The sequence below is a fragment of the Chloroflexota bacterium genome, from assembly GCA_011322445.1.
Classification (GTDB): Bacteria; Chloroflexota; Anaerolineae; order Anaerolineales; family DRMV01; genus DRMV01.
The window spans coordinates 33,564-59,446 of record DRMV01000009.1 but is presented as its reverse complement, the minus strand read 5'-3'; the positions used below and the strand labels follow the sequence as shown (position 1 = coordinate 59,446).

The 25,883-nt window shown below is 62.2% G+C and carries 21 protein-coding genes and 1 tRNA gene; 11 read left to right on the top strand and 11 right to left on the bottom strand.

Features of this window, described 5'->3' with window-relative positions:
• Positions 1 to 624: 624 nt before the first annotated feature.
• Positions 625 to 1,785 carry a hypothetical protein gene (locus tag ENJ54_01560; protein ID HFC08530.1) on the bottom strand — a complete coding sequence of 387 codons (1,161 nt, stop codon included), beginning with the start codon at positions 1,783 to 1,785 and terminating at the stop codon, positions 625 to 627.
• 67 nt (positions 1,786 to 1,852) lie between these two features.
• Positions 1,853 to 2,674: a ParA family protein gene (locus ENJ54_01555; protein HFC08529.1), complete on the bottom strand. Its 822-nt coding sequence runs from the start codon at positions 2,672 to 2,674 to the stop codon at positions 1,853 to 1,855.
• A 232-nt stretch (positions 2,675 to 2,906) separates the two neighbouring features.
• Between ENJ54_01555 and ENJ54_01550 the strand changes: the two genes are divergently transcribed.
• The 3 genes from ENJ54_01550 to ENJ54_01540 all read left to right on the top strand — a co-directional run bounded on the left by ENJ54_01550 (position 2,907) and on the right by ENJ54_01540 (position 6,775).
• Positions 2,907 to 3,677, top strand: coding sequence for a hypothetical protein (locus ENJ54_01550; protein HFC08528.1), 771 nt, complete (start codon positions 2,907 to 2,909; stop codon positions 3,675 to 3,677).
• A 387-nt stretch (positions 3,678 to 4,064) separates the two neighbouring features.
• A complete protein-coding gene (locus ENJ54_01545) occupies positions 4,065 to 6,233 on the top strand; it encodes a hypothetical protein (protein ID HFC08527.1) in 2,169 nt (722 codons plus the stop codon).
• 143 nt (positions 6,234 to 6,376) lie between these two features.
• A complete protein-coding gene (locus tag ENJ54_01540; GenBank protein HFC08526.1) occupies positions 6,377 to 6,775 on the top strand; it encodes a hypothetical protein in 399 nt (132 codons plus the stop codon).
• 93 nt (positions 6,776 to 6,868) lie between these two features.
• Here ENJ54_01540 and ENJ54_01535 read toward each other — a convergent pair whose 3' ends face one another.
• Positions 6,869 to 7,594, bottom strand: a complete 726-nt coding sequence (locus ENJ54_01535; GenBank protein HFC08525.1) for a response regulator transcription factor — start codon at positions 7,592 to 7,594, stop codon at positions 6,869 to 6,871.
• Positions 7,560 to 9,377 carry a GAF domain-containing protein gene (locus ENJ54_01530; GenBank protein HFC08524.1) on the bottom strand — a complete coding sequence of 606 codons (1,818 nt, stop codon included), beginning with the start codon at positions 9,375 to 9,377 and terminating at the stop codon, positions 7,560 to 7,562. The genes ENJ54_01535 and ENJ54_01530 overlap by 35 nt, the downstream gene beginning before the upstream one ends.
• A gap of 229 nt (positions 9,378 to 9,606) precedes the next feature.
• Here ENJ54_01530 and ENJ54_01525 point away from each other — a divergent pair, with 229 nt between their 5' ends.
• Entirely contained in the window at positions 9,607 to 10,335 is a 729-nt protein-coding gene (locus ENJ54_01525; protein HFC08523.1) for a DUF2202 domain-containing protein, read from the top strand.
• A gap of 94 nt (positions 10,336 to 10,429) precedes the next feature.
• Here the strand turns inward: ENJ54_01525 and ENJ54_01520 are convergent, their stop codons facing one another.
• Positions 10,430 to 11,062 (bottom strand): response regulator transcription factor, encoded by a 633-nt coding sequence (locus ENJ54_01520; GenBank protein ID HFC08522.1) that lies wholly within the window; start codon positions 11,060 to 11,062, stop codon positions 10,430 to 10,432.
• Positions 11,056 to 12,519: a sensor histidine kinase gene (locus ENJ54_01515; protein ID HFC08521.1), complete on the bottom strand. Its 1,464-nt coding sequence runs from the start codon at positions 12,517 to 12,519 to the stop codon at positions 11,056 to 11,058. Before ENJ54_01515 ends, ENJ54_01520 begins: the two co-directional genes overlap by 7 nt.
• 240 nt (positions 12,520 to 12,759) lie before the next feature.
• On the opposite strand from ENJ54_01515, the gene ENJ54_01510 reads away from it, so the two are divergent.
• Positions 12,760 to 14,061: an amino acid permease gene (locus ENJ54_01510; GenBank protein ID HFC08520.1), complete on the top strand. Its 1,302-nt coding sequence runs from the start codon at positions 12,760 to 12,762 to the stop codon at positions 14,059 to 14,061.
• A gap of 74 nt (positions 14,062 to 14,135) precedes the next feature.
• On the opposite strand, the gene ENJ54_01505 is transcribed toward ENJ54_01510, so the two are convergent.
• The 5 genes from ENJ54_01505 to ENJ54_01485 form a co-directional block, all read right to left on the bottom strand.
• The gene (locus ENJ54_01505; protein HFC08519.1) at positions 14,136 to 14,516 is read right to left on the bottom strand and encodes a hypothetical protein; all 381 of its coding nucleotides are present in this window, start codon (positions 14,514 to 14,516) and stop codon (positions 14,136 to 14,138) included.
• A 54-nt stretch (positions 14,517 to 14,570) separates the two neighbouring features.
• Complete coding sequence (locus ENJ54_01500) at positions 14,571 to 15,656, bottom strand: hypothetical protein (GenBank protein ID HFC08518.1); 1,086 nt, start codon at positions 15,654 to 15,656, stop codon at positions 14,571 to 14,573.
• A 77-nt stretch (positions 15,657 to 15,733) separates the two neighbouring features.
• Positions 15,734 to 15,818 (bottom strand) — tRNA-Leu (locus ENJ54_01495).
• Between the two features lie 162 nt (positions 15,819 to 15,980).
• Entirely contained in the window at positions 15,981 to 16,982 is a 1,002-nt protein-coding gene (locus ENJ54_01490; protein HFC08517.1) for a CPBP family intramembrane metalloprotease, read from the bottom strand.
• A gap of 341 nt (positions 16,983 to 17,323) precedes the next feature.
• On the bottom strand, positions 17,324 to 19,030 hold the full coding sequence (locus ENJ54_01485; GenBank protein ID HFC08516.1) for an aldehyde ferredoxin oxidoreductase: 1,707 nt from the start codon (positions 19,028 to 19,030) through the stop codon (positions 17,324 to 17,326).
• A 222-nt stretch (positions 19,031 to 19,252) separates the two neighbouring features.
• Here ENJ54_01485 and ENJ54_01480 point away from each other — a divergent pair, with 222 nt between their 5' ends.
• The 6 genes from ENJ54_01480 (at position 19,253) to ENJ54_01455 (ending at position 25,883) form a co-directional block, all read left to right on the top strand.
• Positions 19,253 to 19,978, top strand: a complete 726-nt coding sequence (locus ENJ54_01480) for a GntR family transcriptional regulator (GenBank protein HFC08515.1) — start codon at positions 19,253 to 19,255, stop codon at positions 19,976 to 19,978.
• Positions 19,979 to 20,096: 118 nt separating this feature from the next.
• Positions 20,097 to 21,146, top strand: a complete 1,050-nt coding sequence (locus tag ENJ54_01475; protein ID HFC08514.1) for an ABC transporter permease — start codon at positions 20,097 to 20,099, stop codon at positions 21,144 to 21,146.
• Positions 21,147 to 21,195: 49 nt separating this feature from the next.
• Positions 21,196 to 22,125: an ABC transporter permease gene (locus ENJ54_01470; GenBank protein HFC08513.1), complete on the top strand. Its 930-nt coding sequence runs from the start codon at positions 21,196 to 21,198 to the stop codon at positions 22,123 to 22,125.
• A gap of 162 nt (positions 22,126 to 22,287) precedes the next feature.
• Complete coding sequence (locus ENJ54_01465) at positions 22,288 to 23,304, top strand: BMP family ABC transporter substrate-binding protein (protein ID HFC08512.1); 1,017 nt, start codon at positions 22,288 to 22,290, stop codon at positions 23,302 to 23,304.
• 61 nt (positions 23,305 to 23,365) lie between these two features.
• Positions 23,366 to 24,907, top strand: coding sequence for an ABC transporter ATP-binding protein (locus ENJ54_01460; protein HFC08511.1), 1,542 nt, complete (start codon positions 23,366 to 23,368; stop codon positions 24,905 to 24,907).
• Positions 24,908 to 25,013: 106 nt separating this feature from the next.
• Positions 25,014 to 25,883: a hypothetical protein gene (locus ENJ54_01455; protein ID HFC08510.1), complete on the top strand. Its 870-nt coding sequence runs from the start codon at positions 25,014 to 25,016 to the stop codon at positions 25,881 to 25,883.

Here is a 25,883-nt window from a genome sequence, read left to right as displayed (position 1 = left end):
TAGTCCGGGCTGGCTGGTTTTGTGTTAGGATTTCTGCGCATGGCGTAACCTCGCTAAAGTGGTTTTGGGACACCCTTTTTAGCAGGTTACGCCTTCTTTTTCAACTCCTTTCCGATTTTTCGGATAGAGTCTAAGCCTTGTTGAAGGGGGCTCGCCGCCTTGTCTCTGCGCTTCCCGCGTCCCCACACCTTGCACCGGCGGAAGGACCGCGCCCCCCCACTTCCATGGCGCTTTCCGCAGCGGCATTCTCCCGCACGGCGTCTGCCAAAAATTTCCCCCAGCAACCGGCCAAAAATTTCCCCCGGATGTCAACCTACGGAACAATTGTTCCGCAGCCCCATCATCCTCACCCAACCTGAGTTGCGGATAAGCGCGTTGAGCGGAAATCGCGAAGCAATCATCGTCGAAACGCGCTGTTGGCCGCGTTTCGCACTTCGACGCGGCTCAGTGCAGGCACTGCGGCATGGCTCAGTGCAGGCACTTCGATTTCGCTCCCGTGGGTTGCTCCGCTCAGCACGAAACGCTACCAGAGACACTATCCGAAACTCAAGTTCCTCTAACAAGAAGACCGGCCCGGGAGGCGTATCCCAGGCCGGTATGTCGGCGCTTCCATCACAGCAGCGGCTACCGTTTACGGCGGCGCGATTTGCCGCTTTCTCCTTCCTGCGCCAGGGCGCGCAGCCGCTCGGCCAGGGCAGCCAGCGCATCGGCAGCCTGCTGCACCATCGCAGGATCACCCAACTCAGCCGCGAAGTGCTCGGCCACCCGGGGAACGTCGTCGGCTTCCAGCCGCAACAACGAGCGCACCGGCGTGCGCATGCGGCGCGCAATGGAAATGCGGGGGTCGAGTTGCGCCCGCTTGGGGCGGGGCTTGCCCCTGGCAGGGGACGGCTTTTCGGCCACCGGCGCAGCGGCTTCCCGCGGATCACCCAGACCCGCAATCAGCGCCGTAATGCTTTCTTCCCAGGTCTCCGGCGCGCCTTTGAGCACCTCGCGTAGCGCGCCTTCGCTCAGGCGGTAGCGGTCGGCCAGCAACAGCAGGTGGTCGGGCAAATGGAGAATTTGCAAGTAGTAGCGAATGTAGCGGCGGCTCATGCCCAACAAATCTTCCACATGGCGCACCACCGCCGAAGGCAGGCGCTTGATCTCAGCAGCGCGTCGGTAGTAAGCGAAATCGCTTTCGCCGGTCTCCGGCAAGACATCCATTTGCTCCAACACCAGGGCTGCGATCTCCCGGGCGCGCATCACCGCGCTGGGCGGTTCAGCGGTGATGTTTTCCAACACCTGCCGGGCGCGGGAAGGCTTTTCGACGACCAGGGCTTCCAGTTGGGGCTCTTCGGCGCTCTCTTGCTGCACCGCCTGTAACACCGCTGCCCAGAAACGCCGTTCCCCGGTTTCCAGAATGAAGCGCCGGCTTTGCGCATCCCAGTAGCCAGTAACGGGCTTGATCTGGCCGTGTTCGCTGAAAGTCGCCCCCATGTGCAGCAGAGCCTGAACGCGCTCGGCCTCGGCAGGCTCCTGCTCGGCCAGCGTCAGCCAGGCACGCGCGGCCTCGAAGCAGTTCAGTTGCCCAGCAAAGAAATCTTGCTTGATTTCCGGCGGCAACAAAGGGCGCGGCTGGTAAGGGTCGGGCAAAATCTGGCTAACCAGCACCCGCGTGACCCGCTTGCGGGCCTGCCGCCCGCCGGTGGGCACCGCGGGGGTTTGCAGCAGGTCGTCGTATTGGGTGTCGGCGGTCGGTTGAAAGTCATCGGCCGTCCACTGAGGCTTGCGTTTCCGAGACATACGCACTCCCAAGAGAAAGCGCCCGTTTGGGCAACACGCGGCTTATGGAACAACTGTTCCGCAAGGGCTACCGGAGTCCCAACCTCTGCACTACGGCATCGACCACCCGCCCCATTTCCACCACCGCCTGGTCCTGGGTCGAGCCAAGGTGCGAAAAAATATCTTTGCGCAGTGAAGAGGCATAAGCAATTTGCGCCCGCTCGGCCACCGGAAGCAGCACCAGGTCCTTGTATTGCTGGCGCATGAAGCGGTAAATATCATTCGTCTCACTACGGCGGAAATCGCAGCGGTTGGGGGCAATGCCCACAATGCGCATTTGGGGGTTGTGACGGCGGCGGATTTTTTCCACCACAGCCAGCGTTTCGCGCAGGCCATCGACCCCCATTTTGGTCAGTTCCATGGGAATGAGCACGGCATCCGCAGCCACCAGCGCGTTCAGCGTCATCGCCCCCGCCGAAGGCGGCGTGTCAACTACAATCACCGCATAGGCGCTCCGTAACGGCTCCAGATACTCCTCCAGGGCGTAAATACCCTCGGCCAGGTCCGACGTCAACACCCGCTCAGCCTGGGCCATAGCCTGAGGGCGCACCAGCACCACATCCATATTGGCCGAAGCGGGGAAGGCCGCCGGGTGAATGATGTCCAGCGGCGAACCGTGGGCGGTGCCCAGCAGATGGGTGGAGAGGTCCTCTTCACCCACAGGGATGGGGTCGCCGCGCGATTTCCCCAACGCCCAATACGCGGCGTGCGCCTGCGGGTCCAGATCCACCAGCAGGACCCGCGGGCGGGGGGTGCGCTTGCTGATGCGGAGCGCCAACCCTGCCGCCACATTGACTGCGAAGGTGGTCTTGCCTGGCCCCCCTTTGAGGGCCGAAACCGCCAGAATCATAGAATGCTCCTTCGTTCACGCGAACACGCGCTTTGGGGAAGCCAACCCGCTGCCCCCTCGCACCGCCAGCATAGGCTCCCCGCCGCTTATATCTTATCACCCCCAAAGCAAAAAAGCAAGTGCGTTTCACAAAACCGCACCAACAAGGCGCCATTTTGAACAAAATGAGCATATTCAAATCCCGTTATGCACATTCCGCCAAAAGGGTGTATAATGAGGTCACGAGGTGACCATGGCAACTTCCCCAGAGAACCCGGCTGTGCAGCGTGCGCTGCGCCTGCAGATGCTCCGTCTGCTGGAAAACCCCTTTGAGACCTTCGAGGACGGGCGTTATTTCGTGCCCGTGCCTCAACTGGCCCGCGTTTATCAAGAAATCCGGCAGCGATGGTTCAGCCAGGAGAAAGGCCTGGTGCTGATCGATGGCGAGCCGGGGAGCGGCAAATCGGCATTTGCCCGCTTTCTGGCGGGGGGACGGTTGCCCTCGCCCCTGGCCTTAGCCGTTGCCCCGCGCACAGCCAACCGGCTACTCAAGCTGGTCAACGACAGTTTAGGGCTGCCGCGGGTCAAGGAAGAAAAACTGCGCCGCGCTCGCTTAGAGGCCTTCCTGCAGAATCAATACGCCGGCATTGTGATCGACCTGGGGCAGCAACGCCTGAACTCGGGCATGGCACAACTCATTGCCGACCTCGCGCAGGCCACAACCGTCGTGCTTACCGGCTATGCCGTCTTCAACCATCCGTGGGATAGCCGGGGCATCCAGGGCGCAGCCCGTTACCTGCTGACGCCGTGGGACTATGACACGCTGGTTTTCGTGATCGAAGAAATCACGCGGCGCGCCGGCCGGGTGATGGGATCGCTATTCACCCCCGAGGCGTTAGAGCGCCTCTACATGCTTTCGCAAGGCAATCCACGGGAGACGCTGGAACTCAGCCGCCTGGCCCTTGAGGCGCTGCTGGAAGGCGGCGGCACCACCGTCGAGCCGTGGATGGTCGGGCAGCCTTGAGGAACAATTGTTCCGCAAGGAGAATCGGCCTTCCATGCTGAAGCCCAACCCATGCCCGGCGCTTTGCCGCACGCGCGGCCAAAGCCGAACAGGGACACGGGTAAGGGCTTAAAAGCCAAGCGCCCCGGTCGGGCAACCGTGGGCGCAGGCGGGCAGAAATTTTTCGGGCAACGCCAATTATAGGGGTTTTGGCCGCCTTGTCAAGGTTGAGAGGGCCGGAAAGGTGTGGCACATTCCCGTGGAAGGGAAAGCCCCCTGCCGGACCGCCTCCCCTTACAACCAGGCTCCCCTCGTGGCACCGGACGCCCTCAGGGCTTCCGGCTGGCGCATTCCCGATACCCGCCTGCGCACCCATACCGATCGGGGGAATCCATTCAGGTGCGCGCAATGTCGTCCCTCCTTTCGCAAGCACAGCAAGCCTGGCAGCAAGTGCTCGGCCAGCTGCGTTACACCCTCAACCGGGCCGATTTCGACGCCTGGTTGCGCGACGCGCGCCCCTTGAACTACGATGGGCAAGTGCTGACCGTGGGCGTCGCCAACGCCTATGCCCGAGATTGGCTGGCCGACCGCCTGCGCACCACGCTGGAAAATCAACTGCGCGGCTTGCTCGGCGCGCCTGTTCAGGTGGTTTTCGTCGTGGCCGCGCCCGATACAACCCCACCCCTCGATACAACCCCACCTTCTGAAAACCCACAGCCTTCCGGAACAACTGTTCCGCAAGCCCAAGCCAACGAGCCGTCACCACCCCCGACACCCATGCCTGCATCCGTCGACCTGCGCGCTGTCAGCCTGCGCCTGCGCGACGCCTTCCAGCGACCTCGCCGCATCGTCTTCCTGCCCGGCTACTTCCTGCGCTGGTTGCCTTACCTCGGCAGTCGGGCTGCCTGGCTCTACGTTGCCCTCCGGCAAACCCACTTCCTCGCCAATCGCCATCCTTATGGCCCCGGTCAGCCCATCCGCCCCGGCCAGGCGCTGGAAGTACCACGCCACACCCTCGCCCGCTGGAGCCACCTCACCAAGCGCACCATCAACAACATCCTCAACCAGGGGCTGCTCGCCCCCCTTGTGCAGGTGGAGCGAGACCGCCATCTCGACGCCCACCGGCAAGCGCCCAACCGCTACATCTTCACCACCGATATGCCCCTCACGCCCCACGACCTGGAAAGCGTGTTAGCGTTCCTGGAAGCCCACAATCTGAAAGAAGACCCCATCGCAGCGCTGGCCGCGGCGCTGCAACAGCCTCCCCAAAATTTGCTGGCGCCCCTGCCCAGCCCGCCCCCCGCGCCGCCTGCGCAACCGCCCTCCCTGCGCGCCGCGCTCAGCGAGCGTTTGCGCCCTCTGGCGCTGCCTCAAGCCACCCTGGCCAAAGCACTCGGCATGGGCGAACTTCTGGAAACTTCACTCATCGAAGCCGAAGGCAAACTCTTCATCCCCTGGTATTTCATCGAGCATCACCTGCCGGCGCTGGGGCACACCGTAGCCTGGCTTTACCTGGTCGCCCGCCACCGCGCCGAGCGCGAAGGCCGCGCGGCAGGCAACGGCTTCCGCACGCTGGAAGCCACAGCCCGCCGCGTGGCAGGCTGGCTGGGCCTGAAAAAAGCCCGCTATGGGCGTGATTTGATCCCCGTGGCAGCCCTCGACACGCCGGCCGCTGCGCCGCCAGAAGGGGAAAGCATACCGCCCGCGGCCTTCCTGCGCCGACCACCCGGGCGGGGAAACACCTTCACGCTCGCGGTGCAGACCGTGCTGCCGCTCACACCCGCCGACGAAGCGGCTCATCGCCTCGCGCTGCAAGCCCTGGCCGCCTGCGCCCAGCAGGGCGATTTCACCCCCTTGCATCGCCTGCAGGAAGCCTGCCGCCACAAAGACACGACTGTGGCCGAAGAAGCCCTTCATACGCTGACCAACGTCGAGGCTCCGCCGGAAATTCGCCGCCGCGCCCTGGAAGCCCTGGCCGAATTGCCAGAAATTTCCCCCGGTGTTCCTCAACAATCCTCGCCAGAAGGCCAAAAATTTCCCCCGGAAACGCCAAAGGTTTCCTCCGGCTCTGCCAAAACTTTCCTCCCGCGCGGCCAAAACCTTCCCGCGGAAAGCGCCAAAACTTTCCCTCACGTTAACCTTAATCACCCTCAGGCAACCTCCGGGCAACCAAAAGAGCACCCACCTGCGCAGGCGGGTGGGGAAATCTCTACCGCGTGGCGCTGGGAAGATTTACCGGCCTGGCAAAACCTTGCCCCAGCCGTGCAGAAAGCCCTGCTGCGCTTTCCTGCCTGGCACGGGGTGGCCTGGCTGCTCTATGTGGCCGCGCATGACACCAGGCTGGAAGCGCCGTTAGGTTTTGCCGTACACAAAATCCGGCAGGGTGGCTTGCCCGGCGGCGCCTTTGATGCCCTTGCCCGGCTACCCAAAGAACAAATCCGGGCGCTACTGGCGCGGCATCTGGAATACGGGCCGGAAGCCGTGATGGCGGTGGAGCCGCGCTGGCAGGTCTTCGGGAAAGCAGGGCGCCAGGCCATGCTGGCTTTGGCAGGGTGGCTGGGGGTGGATTTCGTATAGCCTTTTTCTAAAGGGGTGTTTCGTATAGCCGTTCCTCTGCTGATGTGTTTTACGGGCAAGGGGTCGCCGGAAGATTCAAAAGGGCGTTTTTGTAACCTTCTTTTTACCTTTCACCACGCGTCTGTTCACCTCCCGGTGGCACAATGCAAGTGTTGAACGAAAGCCTGTTCTCGCCAAACCAATCCCTACGGAGGTGGATGATGAAGACCGCGAAGACGCTCAACTGGATCATTGCCGTTGGTGGCGTGTGGGAGTTGCTGGCGCCGTTTATCCTCTCTTACTCGCAGACCAAAACCGCCATGTGGGATGCCATCATCATCGGCATTGTGCTGGTGGTTTTGGGGGCGTGGGCCGGGCTGGCCAATGAAGTGGGCACGGTGAAGGCGCTCAGTTGGGTCAACGCCGTGCTGGGGTTGTGGCTGGTGATTGCCCCCTTCATCCTGGCTTACTCGGGCGTCGCTGCCGCCATGTGGAACGACATCATCGTGGGCATCATCGTGCTGGTGCTGGGTGTGTGGGCAGCCCAGACCGCAAAGGGATAGAGACCCCTCGCCTCTCCCTCCTTGTGCCAGCCGTGGCACAACCCCTCCTCACCCTTCGGCCGGGTGGGGAGGGGCTTTTTACGTCGGCAGGGCTCATTCCTTTGACTTCTGCGGCCGGGCGGGGGGTGTCAGCCAATAGCCCACGCCGCGCTCGGTGTGCAGGTAAAGCGGGGAGCGCGGGTCGTCGCCCAGTTTGGCGCGCAGGCGGTGAATGTAAACCTTGAGGTATTCGGGGTTGTCTTCAGCCAGCGGCCCCCAAATTTTGGCCGTAAGCGTGCGCGTAGGCACGATTTTGCCCGCGTTGCGTGCCAGGATTTCCAGCAGGCGGTATTCGGTGCGGGTGAGGGAAACCGGTTTCCCTTTGAGGGTGACGGTGCGGGTGTTGTAGTCAATCCGCAGATCGCCGGAAACGAAGGGCTTTTCGTAAGCCTGAGTGGTGCCTTCGATGCGGCGGAAGAGCGAGCGGATGCGCGCCAGCAGCTCCAGGTGCCCAAAGGGCTTGACGATGTAATCGTCCGCGCCGAGTTCCAGCCCGTGGACTTTATCCAGTTCATCGTCGCGCACGGTGAGGATGATGACCGGCACGTCGCTGAACAGGCGGATTTGTTCCAGCACTTCGTAGCCGGACATTTCGGGCATCATCAAATCCAGCAGCACCAGGTCGAAGTCTTCTTCGCTCAGGCGGGCCAAACCGGCGCGGCCGGAGGGGGCTTCGACGACTTCCCAGGTGGGTTCCTGCAGCGTGATGGTCAGCCGCACGGCGCGGCGGATTTCCGGCTCGTCGTCAATGACCAGGATGCGCTTGGTGGCTTTTTCCATGCCTGTCTCCAGAGGAAGGGGATGGTGGTGGCTCGCGGGTGTCTTTGGTTGCCAGGGGAAGGGTGAAGCAGAAGCGGCTGCCGCCTAAGGAGGCGTCTTCAACCCAGATGGTGCCGCCGTGCAGCCGCACCAGTTCGCGGCTGATGAACAACCCCAGCCCCACGCCCGCCATGGCTTTGCGTTGGGAAACTACGGCGAATTTGTCGAAAATCCGCTCCCGTTCTTCAGGGGGAATGCCGGGGCCGGCGTCTTCCACGCAAATGCGTACGCTGTTGGCCTCGGGTGCCGCATCAACCCGAATGACCCCGCCCTCGGGGGAAAACTTGACCGCGTTGTGCAGCAGGTTACCCAAAATCTGGTCAAAGCGCCGCGGGTCGGCCTGGGCGCGCGGCAGGTCGGGGGCCAGGTCTGTTTCCACCTGCAACTTCTTTTGTTCCAGCACCGGGCGCAGCGCGGCGAGGTTGTGTTGGATGCGGGCACGTACATCCAGCGAGGTGGGGTGGAGCGCGACCATGTTGGCTTCCAGCCGCAGGCTCTCAAACAGTTCGTTGATCAACCCGTCCAGGCGTTCCAGGTTGATTTGAATGCTTTCGGTGATTTCGGCGCGGGTTTCGGGCGGCAGGTCGGGAAGGCGCTCCAGCGAAGGCCCCAGGGTTTTGAGCGCGGTGAGGGGGGTTTTGAGTTCGTGCCCCAGGGCAGAAAAGAAGTTGGCCCGCATTTCGCTGAAATGTTCCAGTTCGCGCACGTGTTCTTCTTCTCGGCGGTAAAGTTGGGCGTTGTGCAGGGCCAAACCGGCTTCCAGGCCGAGGGTTTTGAGCAGGTTGCGGTCAGCGGCGGCGAGGGGGAAGGCGCGGTTCATCCCGACCATGAGCCAGCCGAGGGGCTTTTGGGTGGCCGAGCGCAGGGGCACGGCGAGCAGTTGCCGGACGTCGCTTTGGCGGATGAAGGAAGGCCAGGCCGGGTCGTTGCGTCGGGTGACCACCAGCGGCTCGTCGTAGGTGGGCCAGGGGACCGCGGCGAGGGCTTTGCCGGGGGGATGATGGGGCGAGGTGGACGCCGCGACCCGCAGGGTGCCGTCTTCCACTTCAAGGGCAATCAGCGCGCAGGCAGCGTTGAGGAGCCGGTGGGTGCTTTCCAGCAGCACCTGGAAAACTTTTTCGGGGTTCATGCCGCTTTTGCCGAGTTCGAAGAAGATTTCGTTGAGGGTGCGTTCCCGTTCTGCGGCTGCCAGGGCCTCCTGGCGCTCGGCTTCTTCGCGGCGGGTGCCTTCCCCAAACAGGATGGCCGAAATGCCAAAGACCAGGAATGCCACGAAGCGGTTGATGATGATGATGGCATGGACCTGCGGGCCGAGGAAAGAGAAAATCAGCAATTGGAGCGTATCCAAAAGCACGATGAGCACCAGCGCGGTCTGCCAGCGGAAGGCCAGCGCGGCTTCGATGATGGCAATCAGGAAAATGAGAAAGAAGGCGCTCAGGTGGCCGCCCGTCAGGCCGACCAGGCCCAAAGAGATGACGGTATCGCTGAGGAGCAGCAGCCAGGGGCGTCCCGCGGCGATGGGGCGCTCTCGCAGGCAGTACAGCGAGACCGGCACGTTGTAAGCCAGCAAGGCGATGAAGACCAGCCGGGGGTCGAGCAAAAAGGCGGGCGGGGGGGAAGCCGAGGGCGGGAAGCGCACCAGCCAGTAAATGATGGCCGTAGCCACGAGCATCCCCCAGCGGAGCGCCAGCAGGTAGGCGTCGATTTCTTCGGGAAGGGGTTTGGAGGGGTTGGGCGGCTTCATGGGTGTGCCTTGGGGTGAGGTTGGGAATATTGTACCTTACTGCGTTGTGGGGGGAGCACAGGCAAGCAGGCTTTTTCCTCCCTTTTTCCTCCCCAACGGACGATGCGGGGTTGCGGCTTTCCGGCTACACTCAGGGCGACGATGAAGGCAGCCAGGTTGCAGGCGGCTGCTATCCAAAATAGCCGATTGAACTCTCATAATGAGGAGGTACGAAATGTTGCGCAAATGGATGCCCTGGATTGGGGTATTGGTTTTGGCTTTGAGCGCGGCGGCCTGTGCGCCGACCCAAGCGACGACGACCACGGCGGCCCCGGCGGCTGCATCTCCCGTGGCAACCACAGAACCCGCAGAAGCACCAACAGAAGCAGCAGAAGCCACTGTGCCCGCGGCGGATGTGACAGCGGCAGCCGCTTCTGGCCTGACCACTGAAGAGGTGGCCGACCTGCTCCACATGCGGGAAGAGGAAAAACTTGCCCGTGATGTGTATTTGACCCTTTACGACAAGTGGGGCACCCAGGTGTTCCAAAACATCGCCAGCGCTGAGCAAACCCACATGGATGCCGTGAAGACGCTGTTGACGGCGTATGGCATCGAAGACCCCGTAGCGCAGACCCAGGATCAGCGCGGTGTGTTCACCGACCCCAAACTGCAAGCGTTGTATGACCAGTTGGTGAGCAAAGGCTCGGCTTCCCTGGTGGATGCCCTCACTGTGGGCGCGACGATTGAAGACCTGGATATCAAGGACCTCAATGACGCCTTGGCTCGCACCGATAAGGCCGATATTCGTGAGGTGTATGAAAACCTGAAGATGGGTTCCGAAAGCCACATGCGGGCTTTCGTGAGCAACCTGCGGGCGCAGGGCGCCGATTATACGCCGCAGTACATTACCGAAGAAGAATTTCAGCAGATTTTACAAGGCTCTTCGGGTCGAGGCCAGGGCCAGGGCAACGGCGGATAACCCTCCGGGCCTCATTGTTGCCTGTACGCTCAAGGGGCGGCTTCAAGAGCCGCCCTTTTTGTTGTGCTTTTTCTGGCGAGGGTTCGTGGCAGGGTTACCCCAGCCCTTGTTCGCGTGCGTAGCGGGCAGCCTCGGCGCGTGTGCTAACCCCTAATTTGCGCAGAATGTTACGGACGTGCGTTTTTACGGTGGTCTCGCTCACGCCCAACTCGGCAGCGATTTCCCTGTTGGTCAGGCGATGGGCTAACAGGCTAAGCACTTCCAGTTCCCGCTGGGTGAAGGCCTCACCGGCCACGGCCCCCGGCCCTTGGCGCACTTCGCGCATCAGCATGCGGGTGATTTCGGGGTGCAGCACCGGTTCACCACGGGCCACTTTTCGGACGGCTTCGGCCAGTTCGGCCGAGGAGATGTTTTTGAGCACGTAGCCGGTCGCCCCCGCCCGCACCGCGGGCAGCACCAGGCGGTCTTCGTTGGCGCTGGTGAGGACCAGCACGTGAGTTTCGGGGGCGGTTTGGGGCAGGGCGCGCAGCACCGCCAGGCCGTCCATTTCGGGCATCAACAGGTCCAGCAAGAGGACGTCGGGCTTGTAGCGTTGAACGGCTTCCAGCGCCTGTTTGCCGTTTTCGGCTTCGGCAACGACTTTCATATCGGGTTGGGCGTTCAGGAAGAGGCGCAGCCCTTCCCGCACGATCTGGTGGTCTTCGGCGATGATCAGGCGAATCACGATGTACTCCCAAAGGATCCACGGTTGGAACGAGCGGTGAGGTCGTTGGGGGCGGCCGCGACGCTTGCAAAGTCGGCGGCGGGGGAGGCGCGCACAATTTCTACCCGGGTTCCGCGCCCCGGCGCCGAATCGATGGCGAGCGAAGCCCCCAGCCGCTCGGCGCGTTCCCGCATACCTACCAGCCCCCAGTGGCCCGATGGCGTGTGGGTGGGGTCGAAGCCTTGCCCATCGTCGGCAATAGCCAGCCGGAAGGCTGGTGGGCGCAACCAGAGACTGACGTTGATTTGGTGAGGTTGGCCGTGGCGCACGGCGTTGGTCAGTGCCTCGTAGGCAATGCGGTAAAGTTCGGCTTCTTCTGCTTCACTCAAGCGCCCTTCGACATCTGCCTCGAATACGACGGGGATGCCTTCGACGGTTTCCAGCGAGTGGGTGAAATCGGCCAGGGCTTCGGTGAGGGTTTTCCCGGCAAGCGCAGGAGGGCGCAGGTCGGCGATGAGGGCTCGCAGGTCGTTGGCGGCTTCGTGGATGGTGCGCCGCGCCTGTTCTAAGCGCTCGCGGGCAGCCTGGGGATCGTTTTCCAGCAGCATTTCGGCGGTGCCCAGTTGCAGTTCGGTGCTGAAAAGCGCCTGGCTTACCGAGTCGTGCAACTCGCGCGCCAGCCTTTGGCGCTCTTCCAGGCGCGCTTGCACGGCCACCATTTCGGCCAGTTGGGCTTCCAGCCGTTGCACCATCGCCTGTGCGTCGGCAAAGTAGCGCTCGGCAAAGGCACGCCGTGAGGGGTCTGGCAGCCAGTAGGCCAGGGCGAGGAAGATGAAAGCCAGCATTTCAGCGCCGCGGGTAATAAGCCCCAACCCTTCGGGGATGTTGGTGCCCCGGATGGCGGCGGCCAGATGCAGGACGTCGGCCAGCAGCCAGATGGCGAAGGCTGCGCCTGCCCAGCCCAGGGAGCGGGCGCGTCCGTGACGGTAGACGTAGCCTACCACCATAAGCACCGTGAGCAGCAGCGCAGCCTGGTAAAGTCCGAAGACCAGGTTGCTCCAGTGGGCAGTGAAGCGGGCGCGAGGTTGCCACACGCGGCTGAAATCGTACAGCGCGGCGGCTGTGAGCAGTACCCAGAAGCCCAGGTGGCTACCCAGCAGCCAGTAGACGGCCTGCCGATAGGCAGGGAATAGCGGGCGGACGAGGGCATAGGCGGTGAGGATGAGAAAAAGGGTGAACAGGGCCCGATCGCTTACCGGTACCCAAAAGCCATGCAGCCAGCGCCATATGCCCAATGGGGGGGAAACCAGCCGCAGCCCTGCCCAAACTACCAACACGCCAAAAGCCAGCAGGAGCGGTCGAGGCATGGCTTTGCGCCGCCCGCGCCATAGCAGCAGCGCCAGCAACACCAGCGCGATGGTGGCTTCGGCGGCAGCCAGTGTTTTCCATAAGGTCAGGTTGGTGGTGGAGGTCGGAGTCATACGCGCTCCTGCGGGGGAGGCTCTTTGCCGGCAAAGCAGAACGACGTGGGGGATTATACCAACGTCGGCGGCTTTATCGCGCGTGTGGGCGTGGCCGTGCCTCAGGAAGAGAGGTGGCGGTCGCTCCCGTAGAGGGGCTTGCCTGGCGTGCAGTATGGCGCAGGGCGTTGTCTGAATGTCAGATTATGGTAAGATGAGCGTGGCGCGAGGTGAGCGCACATTCTCGGGATGGAGGCGTGCATGAGCAAGCAAGCGAGCGACAGGAAGGCCATGAGCCTGGGCGCGGCGGTTGCCATTGGCATTGGCGGCATGGTTGGCGGCGGCATCTATTCCCTGTTGGGGGCTGCGGTGAGCGTCGCGGGCAACGCGGTGTACCTCTCCTTTGCTCTGGCGGGGCTGGTGGCGCTCTTTAGCGCCTATTCCTACGCTAAGTTGGGGGCGCGTTATCCATCGGCAGGCGGCCCGGTGGAATTCCTGATTCAGGGTTTCGGTGATGGCATTTTGAGCGGGGGGTTCAATGTGTTGCTCTGGATAGGCTACGTTTTCGCGCTTGCCCTATATGCGCGCGCGTTTGGGGCTTATTTGAGCACCTTCTTCCCCGGGCTGCCGGGCTACTGGCAAAATATTTTCGCTACGCTGATTGTCCTGGTGTTCACCGCTGTCAACTTTCTTGGCTCGAAGGCTGTGGGGCGGTCGGAATTGGTGATTGTGGCAGCGAACGTGGGCTTTCTGTTGTTGTTCGCGGGGGCGGGGTTCGTTTTCCTGAAGCCGGCGTTGCTTTCTCCGGCCCATTGGCCGCATGTGAATAAGATGCTCTTCGCGGCTGGTGTGGTTTTTCTGACTTACGAGGGTTTCGGGCTGGTGACGAATACGGCGGAAGATATGGAAAACCCCCAGGAAACCCTGCCGAAGGCCCTGTACCTGAGTGTGGGCATTGTGATTTTTCTCTATATTGCGGTTAGTGTGGCGGTGGTGGGGAACCTGGCCGTGCCAAAGATTGTGGCAGCGAGCGACTACGCGGCGGCCGCGGCAGCGCAGGCTTTCCTGGGGCAGTGGGGCTTGCGGCTGGTGGCCTTTGCCGCGTTGTTTGCAACGGCTTCGGCCATCAACGCCACCTTGTATGGTGGGGCCAATGTGAGTTACACTATTGCTAAAGATGGAGAATTGCCGGAAATTTTCGAGCGCGGGGTGTGGGGACGCGCCACCGAAGGTTTGTTCATTACCGCAGCGCTGGTGATTTTGTTCGCCAATTTGTTCAATCTGGACAAAATTGGCATGATGGGCAGTGCGGCTTTCCTGCTGATTTATGCTGCGGTCAGCATTGGGCATTTGCGGTTGTACCGTGAGACCGGTGCAAAGCGGTGGGTGATTGTTGCAGCGATTGTGGCGTGTTTGTCGTCCTTTGGTGTGCTGACTTATTACCTGTGGACGACGACCCCTGTGACGCTGGCGGTGCTGGTGGTGGTGTTGGTGGCTGCGTTTGCGGTGGAGTGGCTGTACCGGGCGTTCACCCACCGAGAGATGCGGGCGAGAATGCAGTAAGATTGCCATTCTCGGGCAGTAAAAAGCGCCGGAGCCAAGGAAGTTCCTCTGGCTCCGGCGTTGTGGTTTCGTGCTTAGTCTAAGGGCCCGAAGAAGAGCCGCCACCACACTTTCCAGGGGGGCGGTTGCGGGGTGGGGGTGGGTGGCGGTGTGGCTATCGAGGGGGAAGGCACCGGCGTGCCTACGGGGACGGGAATGATGACCTGGTCGCCGGGGCGGGCCATGCCCGCGTCTTCCCGCAGGGGGAGGTCGGCGTTGGCGCCTTCTGTGGCAAGGGCAACCTGAGTTTGCAGGTAGGCGTGGGTGGCATCGACGCGTGCATACATCGCAGTGGCTGTGGCGACTTGCCGGGAAAGCCGTTGTACCAGTGTGGCGCGACGGGCGATGGAGGTCAGGGCGACGAAAGCCAGAACCACCGCTGCTACCCAAAAGACGCTTTTACCGTATTTTGCCATTGAAGTGCCCTCGCAAGGACAAAAAAGGGCTGACGGCTGTCAGCCCTTGCAGGATTACGGCTTGATTTTGCCTTCTATGGCGTCGTGCAGCCACTGCTTGTAGCGTTCATCCCACAGCAAGACGTCTCGGATGTTCTTGACCTGACCAGCGTAAACGCTTTCGGCCGACTCTTTCAACAGATCGCGCGGGACGGCGTAGAAGTGGAAATGGGCTTTGGGGTTGTCCATTTTTTGCAGCAGGCAAATGAGTTGGGAAATTTGCTGCGGCGAGAGGTCGGTCATCACCAGCGAACTGTACAGTTTTGCCATCTCGGGCAGGCGGGGCAAGATGGCGGGGCTGGTTACCCTATCCAGCAGGGCTTTGAGGATCATGTTCTGACGCTCGATGCGGCCGGGATCACCGACGTTCTTTCGGATGCGGGCCAGCAGCCAGGTGTGGTAGCCATCGAGGGTTTGGGGCCCGGCGGGGAAGTTGGCGTGGGCCTGACCGGGGTCAACCACTGGCGCAGGCAGGTAGATCTGCACCCCGCCCACGGCGTCGACCAGGTCGCGGAAGCCTTTCCCGCTGACGACGACGTAATGGTCGGTCGTAATGCCGAAATTATAGGACAGCGTTTGAGCCAGCAAGGCAGCGCCGCCACTGCGGGGCGCGCCCCATTGCCAGACCGGCGTGCCCAGGAAATAGCCTTCGTTGAGTTTCTGAGGGCTGGGGTAGGTGGTGATTTTGGGCGGCAGGTCGACTTTCAGGTCGCGCGGCAGGGGCACCACGTAGACATCGCCCGTGACGAAATCGACGCGAATGACGCGGATCACGTCGGCAAGGTCATAGAAGCCCCGGTTGGTGCCGATTGCGAGGATGTTCATGCTGGCAGGCCCGCCGCACATCGGTGCGGGGGTAGGTGTTGGGGTGTTGGTGGGTGCAGGGGTGGCCGTAGGAGGCGCGGCTGTGGCTGCCTGCGTAGGCACTTGGGTCGGTGCCTGGGTCGGCAGCGCGCCTTGCGTGGCCGTGGGCACCAACGTCGGAAGGCTGGGCGCCAACGGACGAGTCCATACTTTCATGAGGAAAACGCCTACGACGATGCCAATGACCAGGCTTCCCCCGGCAACGGCTGCACCTAAAAGCCATGTTTTTCGTTGCATCTCTCACCTCTATTTGAGCGGAATGCCGCCCCATTATACCGCAAAAAGGGAAAGCCCACCCCGGGGAGGGTGGGCGATGCCGAAGGTGGGAGTCGAACCCACATGGGCGCAAGGCCCACTGCGCCCTGAACGCAGCGCGTCTGCCAATTCCGCCACTTCGGCGTGCGGGAAAATTTTACCCTAAAGGCGCGATTTGTCAACCTTTTGCGCGGCTTTTGGGCGGGATTGTGAAGGTGGGACTGCTGTGTTGGATCAGCCGCGAGCGGCAAGTTTGTCTCTTTCCCTTCGCATGTTTTCAGGCTGCGGTTTCCAGCACGCCGCGAGTTAGCTGAACAACACGCTCCAAAGCAAGTCCACGAAGGTGTGGGAAAGCACCGCGGCAAGCAGGTTGTTCTCGCTTTTGCGGTAGGCCCAGCCGTAGAAGGCGCCCGCGAGGGTCGCCAGGGCAACATAGGCCACTTTGGTGCCCAGCGCGGCGGCGTTGTTCCAGTGCATCAGGCCAAAGGCGACCGAGGACAGGAAGAGCGTCCATCCGCGGCGGTTGCTCATCTGGTCGAGGCCGTGAAGCAGGATGCCGCGAAAGAAGATTTCCTCAGGCAGCGCCACGGTGAGGAACAGGCCGACGAAGTGCGCCGCGATGCCCAGCAGGGTAGGGGTGTGCGAAGGCGGGAAGGAAAGGAAATCAATGGCCAGCCCCAGCGGAATGACGATGACCGCAAACACCGCGGTGGCCACCAGGGCGATGCCGAGATCTTTCCAGCGCGGGGTGAGGCGGTAGCCAAAGTCGGGCAGGCCGCGCAGGCCATACCATCCAATGACCGCCACCACGGTGAGCAGCACAGCCCACCAGTTGTAGGCAAAACCCTTGGGGCCGAACCACAGGTCGTAATTCCAGCGCAGGTCAAAGGGAATCCACAGCAGCAGCCAGACTGCGATGTCGGCCCACGTCAGCCCGCGCCGCCCGTGCTGGATTTCCCGCAGGGTGCCAAACGCGGCCAGCAGCCCGACGATGAAGATGGCGGTGGCGTAGGGGTCGAAGTGCAGAGTGAGCAGGCCGGTGAGCAGGTAGAAGCCACTCAACACCCCCACGGCTACCAGCCAGGCTCGTGGGTGGTCGTCCAGCCAGGTCTGCACCGCGGCGGCTGCCTTTGGGGCCCCCAGCGCGAGTTGGGCGCCGATGAGGGGCGCCATGCCGAGCATCAGGGCCAGCCAGGTGAGGGGGTGCATTGTGGTGCCTTCGTCCAGCACCACGAAGAACAAAAGGCCCGCGCCGGCCAGCGTCCACAGCAGCCAGAGCAGCCAGGGTTTGGTTTGGCGGTGGGTCATGGTTGCACCTCCGGGCTTCGTATAGCCTGTTTGGTATTGAGGACTTGAGGGTTTCCTGATGCATTCTCAAACAAGATTTTGGTCATTACGGAAGGCGCCATCCGCCCTCTTTGTGGCAAGATCTCACCCATCCCCCGATGAGCCGAGCGCCTGGCCTGAGCGAAGTCGAAGGCCAAGCGAGGCCTCGCCGTAGCGGGGGTAGGGAGAGATTAAGCCAGGCGACTGGGCATTGCCGAAGAGCCTAAACCCAACATCTGGGTTGATTATGCACTAAAACCTGTCGGGCCCTCGGGGGGCCTGAACGCAAACGCCCCTGCTTTCACACGGCAGGGGCGCAGGGCTTACCAGTCGAAGATGGTGTCGAGGTCTTCTTCAGGCACATCGAAAACCGCACCGGTAGGGGGCACAGGTTCTCGTGTCATCCATTCCGGCAGGCGGTCGTCGGCTGCCGTGAAGCCCGCCCGGCGGTTGAATTCCCGCTCTAAGGTGATGGTTTCCTTGCCCAGCTCGGCGAGGATATCTTCACCAACATCCTCCCAACCGTAGCGGGCGCGCAGCAGGCGGGCGATGGTGTCTTTCGGCGCGGCGGCAAAGCCGAAGCCTGCGAAGATGCACACGCCCAAAGTGTCGTAGCCGGCCATGCTGATTTGCACCCCGCGAGAAAGTTTCGCCTGGCCTTCGGGGTTGAGGTGGTCGACTTTGGCGCGGATGGTCAGGCCCGCGGTGTGGTCGGCGCCCTGGGGGCAGGTCGCGTAGGTCACGCCGGTGCCTTTGATGACGCGCGGTTCGTAGGCGGGCATGGCCTGGCCTTTGACCACCGGTACCTGTTCTACCCCCAGCACTTTGCCTGCCAGCGCCGCGCCGTTGCCCAGCACCCGCCCCAAGGCCGTGCCCTTGCGGATTTCTCCCATCAGTTCGAGGGCTTTTTGGCCGTCACCCCATTTCAAAATGCCGGCGCGCCCGGCCACGCCTAACGCCGCACCGGTGTCGATGGTATCCAGCCCCAGGTCGTTGGCTTCGTGGTTGAGTTGGGCGATGACGTCTAAATCGTCAATGCCCAGGTTGGAGCCCATCAGACCGATAGTTTCGTATTCCAGCGGCGAGGTGATGATGTTGCCCTCTTCGTCGGCATAGACGTTGGAGCACTGGATCACGCAGCCGCTCATGCAGGCATGGTTGGGCAGGCTGGGTTTGCCGCGCTTGATGAGGACTTCGCGCAGGTGCTCGCCGCTGATTTTTTCCCACCCTTCGAAGTAGCCTTCCGAAAAGCCGCGCGTGGGCAGGCTGCCGAAGTGGCTGGTCATGGAAGCCATGGCCGCGGTGCCGTAGTCGTGATAGACCTTGGTTTGGGGGTGTTCCATCAGGGCCTTGTTGTAGATTTTCTGCGCTTCACGGAAGGCTTTGGGGTCGGCAAGCGGCGGTTTGGCGCCCTTGGGCGGGTCGAACACGATGGCTTTGATGTGCTTGGAGCCCATCACTGCGCCGAGGCCACCGCGCGCGCTGATGCGGGTGGGCATGCCGTCGCGGTCGAGGTTCTGGATGCCCGCGGCACGCATCAGCATTTCACCCGCGGGGCCAATAAGGGAAATTGCGGCTTGTTTGCCGTAGCGGGCTTGAAGTTTCTCTGCACTGGCATACACACCCAGGCCCACGAGGTCGTCGGCTGGCTCGAAGCGCACGCCGTCGCCGTCAATGACGATCACCCACCAGCGGTCGTCATCGGGGCGGTCTTCCAGCAGCAGCGCCTTGATGCCGAGGCGCGCCACTGCCAGGCCGGTGGAGCCGCCCGCGTTGGCTTCCTTCACGCCGCCAGTGAGGGGGCTTTTGCCGCCGATGGAGATGCGGTCGCAGGAAGAAAGCATGTGCCCCACCAGCAGCCCCGGTGCCCAGATAAGCACGTTTTTGGGCCCGAGGGGTTCTGCGTGGGGGGGCACTTCATCGAGCAAAATGCGGGCAATCAGGCCGCGCCCGCCGAGGCGTTCCCACGAGGGCGGCACGGGCTCAGTGCGGGCTTCCTGGGTGCGGGTGTTGATGCGCAGAACGTGCATGGCAACCTCCTTGAAAGAGCGGATGCGGCGCAACGGCTCCATTTTACCGCGGGTGCGTGTGGAAGAGGGCGCGGTAATCGGGCCTTTTGGAAAAGCAGATTTTCTCTTTCTGGAAAAACCCCCTTGCTTTTCTTCTCATCTTCTGCTAAAGTAAAAGCGTTGGAAAGGTCAGACGATTGCCCACCGCTTCCCCCGCTTTTTCCGCCACCTGGGTGTGCCTTCATGCTGGTTCAATCCAAACCGCTGGCAGCACAAGTCGAGCACATTTTGCGCAGGCGCCTGCGCGAAGGCGTCTATCCGCCCGGTGCGCGGATGCCTTCCGAAAGTGAGTTGGCGGCAGAGTTCGGTGTGAGCCGGGCCACGGTGCGCACGGTGCTCGCCAAACTGGCTGCTCACGGCCTGGTCCTGCGCCGTCAGGGGGATGGCACCTATGTCAACGAGCGGCTGAGCCAAGGCAGCGCCCATTTCGGCAACCTTTGGGATTTCAACTGCCTGATAGAAAGCAGCGGGTTTGCGGCAACCATTCGTTTGTTGAAGCGTGAAATTCGTGCCGCGAACGAAGAAGAGGCCCGCGTCCTGGCGTTACGCCCAGGCGCGGGTTTGCTTTTTCTCCGGCGGCTTTTCCTGGCCGATGACAAACCGGTCATTCTTGCCGATAACGTCTTTCCCCTTGCCCTGTTTCGGGTTCCGCCGGAAGCGGTAGATGGCACACGCCCCATCCGCCAACTGCTGCGGGAATTCGCGGGGCGCGAGATTTCTTTTGCCATCACCGAAATTCATGCTGTGCCCGCACCGCAAGAAGCCGTGGCGTTCTTGCGGCGTGAGTTGGGCGCGGCCATGCTCCGTTTGCGGATGTCGTTCTACGGAAAAGATAGCACGCCCCTGGTGATGGGGCAGAGTTACTTCGACGATCAGGTGCTTCACTTGAGCCTGGTGCAGGCATGGTGAGGTAATCCGGTCAGGCCAGTTTTCAGGAGGATTGCCGGTGCGTTCACGCTGGGGTGCCCTTTTCGACCTCTCTTTGCCCATCATTGCCACGTTCCTGGCGTTGTTGGTGGGCGCGGTGATGTTGCTGTTCCTCAAGGCCAATCCGCTCGAGGCTTACTGGGCGTTGGTGGTGGGCGCGTTTGGCAGCACCAACGCGATTGCCGAAACGCTGGTCAAAGCCACGCCGCTGTTGCTGGTGGGGTTGGGCATTTGTATTGCCTTCCAGGGGAATGTGATCAACATTGGTGGTGAGGGGCAGATGATTGTGGGGGCCATTTTGGGCACGTGGGTTGGCTTGCACTTTCAGCATTGGCCGGGGTGGCTGATGATTACGTTTGCGCTGGCGATGGGCTTTGTCGGCGGGGCCATTTGGGGCGGCATTGCCGGCGCGCTGAAGGCATATTTCGGCGTGAACGAGATTTTGAGCACGGTGATGATGAACGCGATTGCGGTTCAGTTGATGAATTATTTGCTGCGCGGGCCAATGATCGATCCGGCCCAGGCCGCGATGGCTTCCAAAATTCCGCAAACGGCGCGGCTTGCAATGGCTTACCGTCTGCCGAGGCTGGCCCCCACCCGCCTGCATCTCGGCGCCCTGATTGCCCTGGTGCTGGCTTTCGTGGTCTATATCTTTCTCTGGCGCACGGTGTGGGGCTACCGCATTCGCGCGGTGGGCAAGAACCCCCATGCGGCGCGCTACGGCGGCATTCCGGTCAAGCGCTATGTGGTGCTGGCGCTGTTGCTGAGCGGCGCGTTTGCCGGGCTGGCAGGCGTGATTCAGGTGTACGGCGTGAACTATCGCATGATTACCGACGGCTCGGCCACGGGCTTTACCGGCGGCGCGGGCTTCAACGGCATCGTCGCTGCCCTGTTCGGCCATTTGCATCCCATCGGCACGATACCGGCTTCCATTTTGTTTGGGGCGTTGTTGGTCGGGGCGAACAAGATGCAGCGCGTGGCGCAGGTGCCTTCTGCGTTGATTACGGCCCTGAACGGGTTGGTGGTGGTGTTTGTGGTGAGCAGTGAAATCTGGCGCATCCGCCGCCAGCGCCGCCGCCTGGCCGCAACTGCTGGCGAGGGCGAGGAAGCCCCCGCGGAAGCCGCGGATGCCCCGGAGAAGCCGGGATGACCGGCGCTGTCGCGGTTCCCCTATTCGTTGGTCACGAGGTAAGCGCATGATAGCCAAACTCTTCTCCGCTTCGGTTCTGATAGGCATTCTGGCTTCCGGTGTGCGTCTGGCAGCGCCGTATCTCTACGCGACCATTGGCGAAACTTTCGGCCAGCGGAGCGGCGTGCTCAACCTCGGTGTGGAAGGCCAGATGCTGCTGGGTGCGTTTTTTGCCTTCTATGTCACGCTGGTCACGGGCAGCCTGTGGTTGGGCATGTTAGCCGCGGCAGGGGTGGGCGCGCTCATGGGGCTGGCGATGGCTTTCGTGACCGTCAACCTCCAGGCCGAGCAGGGCATTAGCGGCATTGGTTTTTACCTCTTTGGCCTGGGGCTGAGCGATTTGCTCTTTCAAAAACTGGTTGGCACGGTGAAGACTATCCAGGGCTTTCCTTCGGTTCACATTCCCGTGCTAAGCGACCTGCCGGTGTTGGGGCCGGTGCTCTTTCAGCACAATGTGGTGGTCTATGCTGCCTATGCACTGGTGCCGCTGGCGTGGTTTGTGCTCAACAAAACCACCATTGGGCTGAAAATCCGCTCGGTGGGCGAAAATCCGCAGGCGGCCGATTCGCTGGGCATCAGGGTCGCCGCGGTGCGTTATTACACCATCATCCAGGGCGGCGTGCTTTCGGGCATTGCGGGCGCGTCGCTTTCCATCGGGCTGCTCAACGTCTTCCAGCAGAACATGACCAGCGGGATGGGCTTCATCGCGGTCGCGCTGGTTTATTTTGGGGCCTGGCGGCCGTTGGGTGTGCTGGGCGGCTCGCTACTTTTCAGCATGGTCAACGCGCTGCAACTCTGGATGCAGGTGCTCGGTGTGCCCATCCCTTCGGACCTGGCCGTCATGATGCCTTACGTGCTCACGATTTTGGTGCTCATGGCGACGGTCTCGAAGGTGCGTGCCCCCTCGGCGCTTGCCAAACCGTTTGAGCGGGAAGGGTAAATCCACCGATTGACACAGATTTGCACCGATGAGATGGTTGAAACCGCAGATTGCGCAGATTCCGCAGAAAAAATCTGTGTAAATCTGTGTAAATCTGTGTAATTGTGGTTCGTAATCTGTGGTTCTGTTTTGTCCGCTTTTCACCTTTTGAAGGAGGAACCGATGAGAAAGAAACTCTATGTGTTCGTGGCTGTTTTGCTTGTTGCGGCGTTTGTGCTGGCCGCCTGTGGGAAGGCCACGCCCGCGCCCACCAAGACCGAAGCCCCCAAGAAGCCTTTCCGTATCGCTGTTGTGCTGCCCAGTTCCATCAACGACCTGGCTTTCAGCCAGAGCATGTATCAGGCGTTGCTGGCAGTGCAAAAGCAAATGGGCGGGGAAGACGCCATGCAGTTCGTGTATTCCGATGGCATGTATAAAGTGGACGACGCGGCGGCTGCCATTCGCGACTATGCTTCGCAGGGCTATGACCTCATCATTGCCCACGGCTCGCAATATGGCTCTTCGCTGCAAGAAATCGCCCCCGACTTCCCCAAGACCAGTTTCGCCTGGGGCACTACGGTCGACACCTTCGGGATGCCCAACGTGTTTGCCTATGAGGCCGCTTCTGAGGAAGGCGGCTATGTCAACGGCGTGATGGCGGCGAAACTTTCCAAGAGCGGCGTGCTGGGCGTGATTGGGCCGATTGAAACCGGCGACGCGCAGCGCTATGTGGAAGGCTTCATTGCCGGCGCAAAGGCGACCAACCCCGACATCAAAGTCAACGTCACCTGGACAGGCTCGTTCTCGGACGTTTCCGCGGCCGCCGAAGCCGCCAATACCCACATTGCTGCGGGCGCCGATGTGCTCACCGGCACCGCCCAGATGGTGGTGGGCGCGATCGGTGTGGCAAAAGAGAAGAACGTGCTTTGGTTCGGCACCCAGGCCGACCAGAGTTCCCTCGCCCCCAATATCGTGGTCGCCAACCAGGTTTACCACTGGGAGGTGGTGCTGACCAAGATGATCGACTTGATTCAGCACGGCACGCTGGGCGGTCAGGCCTTCACCATCAACTTGAAGAATGGTGGCGAGGTCATTGAATACAATCCGCAATATAAACTGTCGCCTGAGGTGAAGAAAGCCGCCGAAGACGCCATCAAAGGCATCGAAGACGGCACCATCAAGATCGAATTGAAGAAATAACGCCTTGCCTTTCGGTCGGGGCGCAGCAACCCTGCGCCCCGACCCTGGAGAAAATGCTGCAATGACCCAACCCGACGCCTCTGCTCTGCCCCGGCAGCACATTCAAACGCTGGAGATGCGCGGCATTACCAAGCGCTTCCCAGGCGTGCTGGCCAACGACCATGTGGATTTCGACGTCCACGCGGGCGAAGTGCACGCGCTGCTGGGCGAAAACGGTGCGGGCAAAAGCACCTTGATGAAAATCCTCTACGGGCTTTACCAGCCCGACGAGGGCGAAATTTACATCAACGGCGAGCGTGTGGCCATTCATTCCCCCAGCGACGCCATCGCCCACGGCATCGGCATGGTGCACCAGCACTTCATGCTGGTGGAAACCCTCACCGTGGCCGAAAATGTTGCCCTCGGCCTGCCTTCCTCCCGTGGCGTCCTCACCGATTTGGATGTGGTTTCCCGCCGCATTCTGGAACTCGCCGAGACCTACGGCTTGCACATTGACCCTTCTGCCTACATCTGGCAACTGTCGGTGGGGCAGCAACAGCGGGTGGAAATCATCAAGGCGCTTTACCGCGGCGCTTCGTTGCTCATCCTGGACGAGCCGACCGCCGTGCTCACCCCGCAGGAAGTGGACGAACTTTTCGGCATCATGCGCCAGATGACGCAAGACGGGCATGCCCTGATTTTCATCTCCCACAAACTGCACGAGGTCATCGAAATCAGCGACCGGGTGACCGTGCTGCGCGACGGTCGTAAAATCGGTACCCGCCCGACGAGCGAGGTGACGAAAGAGACCCTGGCAAACTGGATGGTTGGGCGTGAGGTGTCATTGATGCTGGAGCGCGGGGAGAGCGAAATCGGCGAGCCGCGCCTGGTGCTGGAAGGTGTCAGTTGCGGAAGCGACCGGGGCACGCCCGGCTTGCGGGATGTCAGCCTTGAGGTGCGCAGCGGCGAGATTCTCGGCATCGCGGGCGTTTCGGGCAACGGCCAGCGGGAACTTGCGGAGGTCATTGCCGGGCTGCGCGAGGTCACCGCCGGCCGCATTCTGCTGGAAGGCGAAGACGTCACCGCCCTGCCCGTGGGTGCGCGCACCGACCGCATGTTGGCTTACATCCCCGAAGAGCGGATGCGCGACGGCATGATCGGCGATTTTACCGTAGCCGAAAACCTGATTTTGCGCGAGCACCACAAGCCGCCCTTTTCCCGCCGCGGCTTCCTCAACCTGCGCTACATTGCCGAGCACAGCGACCGCCTCATCGAGCAGTTCCGCATCAAGACGCCCTCACGCAACACTTTGGCGAAAAGCCTTTCTGGCGGCAACATCCAGAAAGTGGTGCTGGCGCGGGAACTGGCGCGTCAACCTCGTGTGCTCATCGCCGCACAGCCCACCCGCGGTCTGGACATCGGCGCGACCGAGTACGTCCGCGAGCAGTTGTTAGCCCAACGCCGCGCCGGCGTGGCTGTGTTGCTGATTTCCGAAGATCTGGACGAAATTCTGGCGCTTTCCGACCGCATTGCGGTGCTCTACGAGGGGCAGGTGATGGACATCCTGCCGCGGGAAGAAGCCACCGCCGAGCGCCTGGGCCTGCTGATGGCGGGGGTTGGTTGAGTGGTTGCCTGGTTACCTCGGCATCCCCTTGACCAAGTAACCAATCAACCAATTGACCCGTCCCCAATACCCCAGTCCCTTAATTCCCCTCAATCCCTCAACCTCCATGTGGCACACCCACCTTCGCCCGAAAACCGTAGAAGAAGCCCTGCAGGCGTTGGCCGAAGCAGGGGAAGCCGCCGTGCTGATTGCCGGCGGCACCGACCTGATGCTGGATTTGCAACAGGGGCGGCACCCGCCCGTGCAGGCACTGGTGGACATCACCGAAATCCCTGAACTGCGGGCGTTGGAAGTCCGCGGCGACGAACTCTTCGTTGGCGCGGGCGTGCCCCTCAACCGCGTTTCGGCGTCGCCTTTGGTGTGCAAGCACGCCACGGCCCTTGCCGAGGCCACCGGTCAGATGGCAGGCCACCAGGTGCGCAATGTCGCCACGCTGGGCGGGAACGTGGCTCATGCCCTTCCCGCGGCGGACGGCGCGATTGCCCTCCTCGCGTTGGATGCCCGCGCCGAGGTCGCTTTCCCCCAAGGACGCCGCCGCGTGCCCCTGGCCGACCTTTACCTCGGCCCCGGCCGCTCCGCGCTCAAGCACGAGGAAATGCTGGTCGGCTTTTGGCTGCCGCTGGCGCGGCGGAAGGCGGCTTCGGCATTCCGCCGCGTGATGCGCCCCCAGGGCGTGGCGCTGCCCATCCTCAACGCGGCGGTCTGGCTGGTGCGGGAAGGCGACCGCATCGCGCAAATCCGCATTGCCGTGGGGCCGTTTGGGCCGGTGCCTCGCCGCGCCACTGCCGCCGAAAGCGTCCTCTGCGGCCACACGCCCGACGAAGCGACGCTGAACGCCGCGGTGGAAGCCCTGCTCCGCGAAGCCCGCTTCCGCACCAGCCGCTACCGCGCCACCGAAACCTACCGCCGCCACCTCGCCGGCATTCTCCTGCGCGAAACCGTGGGGAAGGCGTGGGAGCGCGCGAAGGGCGAATGA

Bases quoted from the DNA above. Each gene is read 5' to 3' on its own strand.
- ENJ54_01560 (HFC08530.1), bottom strand. From the start codon at position 1,785: ATGTCTCGGAAACGCAAGCCTCAGTGGACGGCCGATGACTTTCAACCG.
- ENJ54_01555 (HFC08529.1), bottom strand. From the start codon at position 2,674: ATGATTCTGGCGGTTTCGGCCCTCAAAGGGGGGCCAGGCAAGACCACC.
- ENJ54_01550 (HFC08528.1), top strand. From the start codon at position 2,907: ATGGCAACTTCCCCAGAGAACCCGGCTGTGCAGCGTGCGCTGCGCCTG.
- ENJ54_01545 (HFC08527.1), top strand. From the start codon at position 4,065: ATGTCGTCCCTCCTTTCGCAAGCACAGCAAGCCTGGCAGCAAGTGCTC.
- ENJ54_01540 (HFC08526.1), top strand. From the start codon at position 6,377: ATGCAAGTGTTGAACGAAAGCCTGTTCTCGCCAAACCAATCCCTACGG.
- ENJ54_01535 (HFC08525.1), bottom strand. From the start codon at position 7,594: ATGGAAAAAGCCACCAAGCGCATCCTGGTCATTGACGACGAGCCGGAA.
- ENJ54_01530 (HFC08524.1), bottom strand. From the start codon at position 9,377: ATGAAGCCGCCCAACCCCTCCAAACCCCTTCCCGAAGAAATCGACGCC.
- ENJ54_01525 (HFC08523.1), top strand. From the start codon at position 9,607: ATGCCCTGGATTGGGGTATTGGTTTTGGCTTTGAGCGCGGCGGCCTGT.
- ENJ54_01515 (HFC08521.1), bottom strand. From the start codon at position 12,519: ATGACTCCGACCTCCACCACCAACCTGACCTTATGGAAAACACTGGCT.
- ENJ54_01510 (HFC08520.1), top strand. From the start codon at position 12,760: ATGAGCAAGCAAGCGAGCGACAGGAAGGCCATGAGCCTGGGCGCGGCG.
- ENJ54_01505 (HFC08519.1), bottom strand. From the start codon at position 14,516: ATGGCAAAATACGGTAAAAGCGTCTTTTGGGTAGCAGCGGTGGTTCTG.
- ENJ54_01500 (HFC08518.1), bottom strand. From the start codon at position 15,656: ATGCAACGAAAAACATGGCTTTTAGGTGCAGCCGTTGCCGGGGGAAGC.
- ENJ54_01490 (HFC08517.1), bottom strand. From the start codon at position 16,982: ATGACCCACCGCCAAACCAAACCCTGGCTGCTCTGGCTGCTGTGGACG.
- ENJ54_01485 (HFC08516.1), bottom strand. From the start codon at position 19,030: ATGCACGTTCTGCGCATCAACACCCGCACCCAGGAAGCCCGCACTGAG.
- ENJ54_01480 (HFC08515.1), top strand. From the start codon at position 19,253: ATGCTGGTTCAATCCAAACCGCTGGCAGCACAAGTCGAGCACATTTTG.
- ENJ54_01475 (HFC08514.1), top strand. From the start codon at position 20,097: ATGTTGCTGTTCCTCAAGGCCAATCCGCTCGAGGCTTACTGGGCGTTG.
- ENJ54_01465 (HFC08512.1), top strand. From the start codon at position 22,288: ATGAGAAAGAAACTCTATGTGTTCGTGGCTGTTTTGCTTGTTGCGGCG.
- ENJ54_01460 (HFC08511.1), top strand. From the start codon at position 23,366: ATGACCCAACCCGACGCCTCTGCTCTGCCCCGGCAGCACATTCAAACG.
- ENJ54_01455 (HFC08510.1), top strand. From the start codon at position 25,014: ATGTGGCACACCCACCTTCGCCCGAAAACCGTAGAAGAAGCCCTGCAG.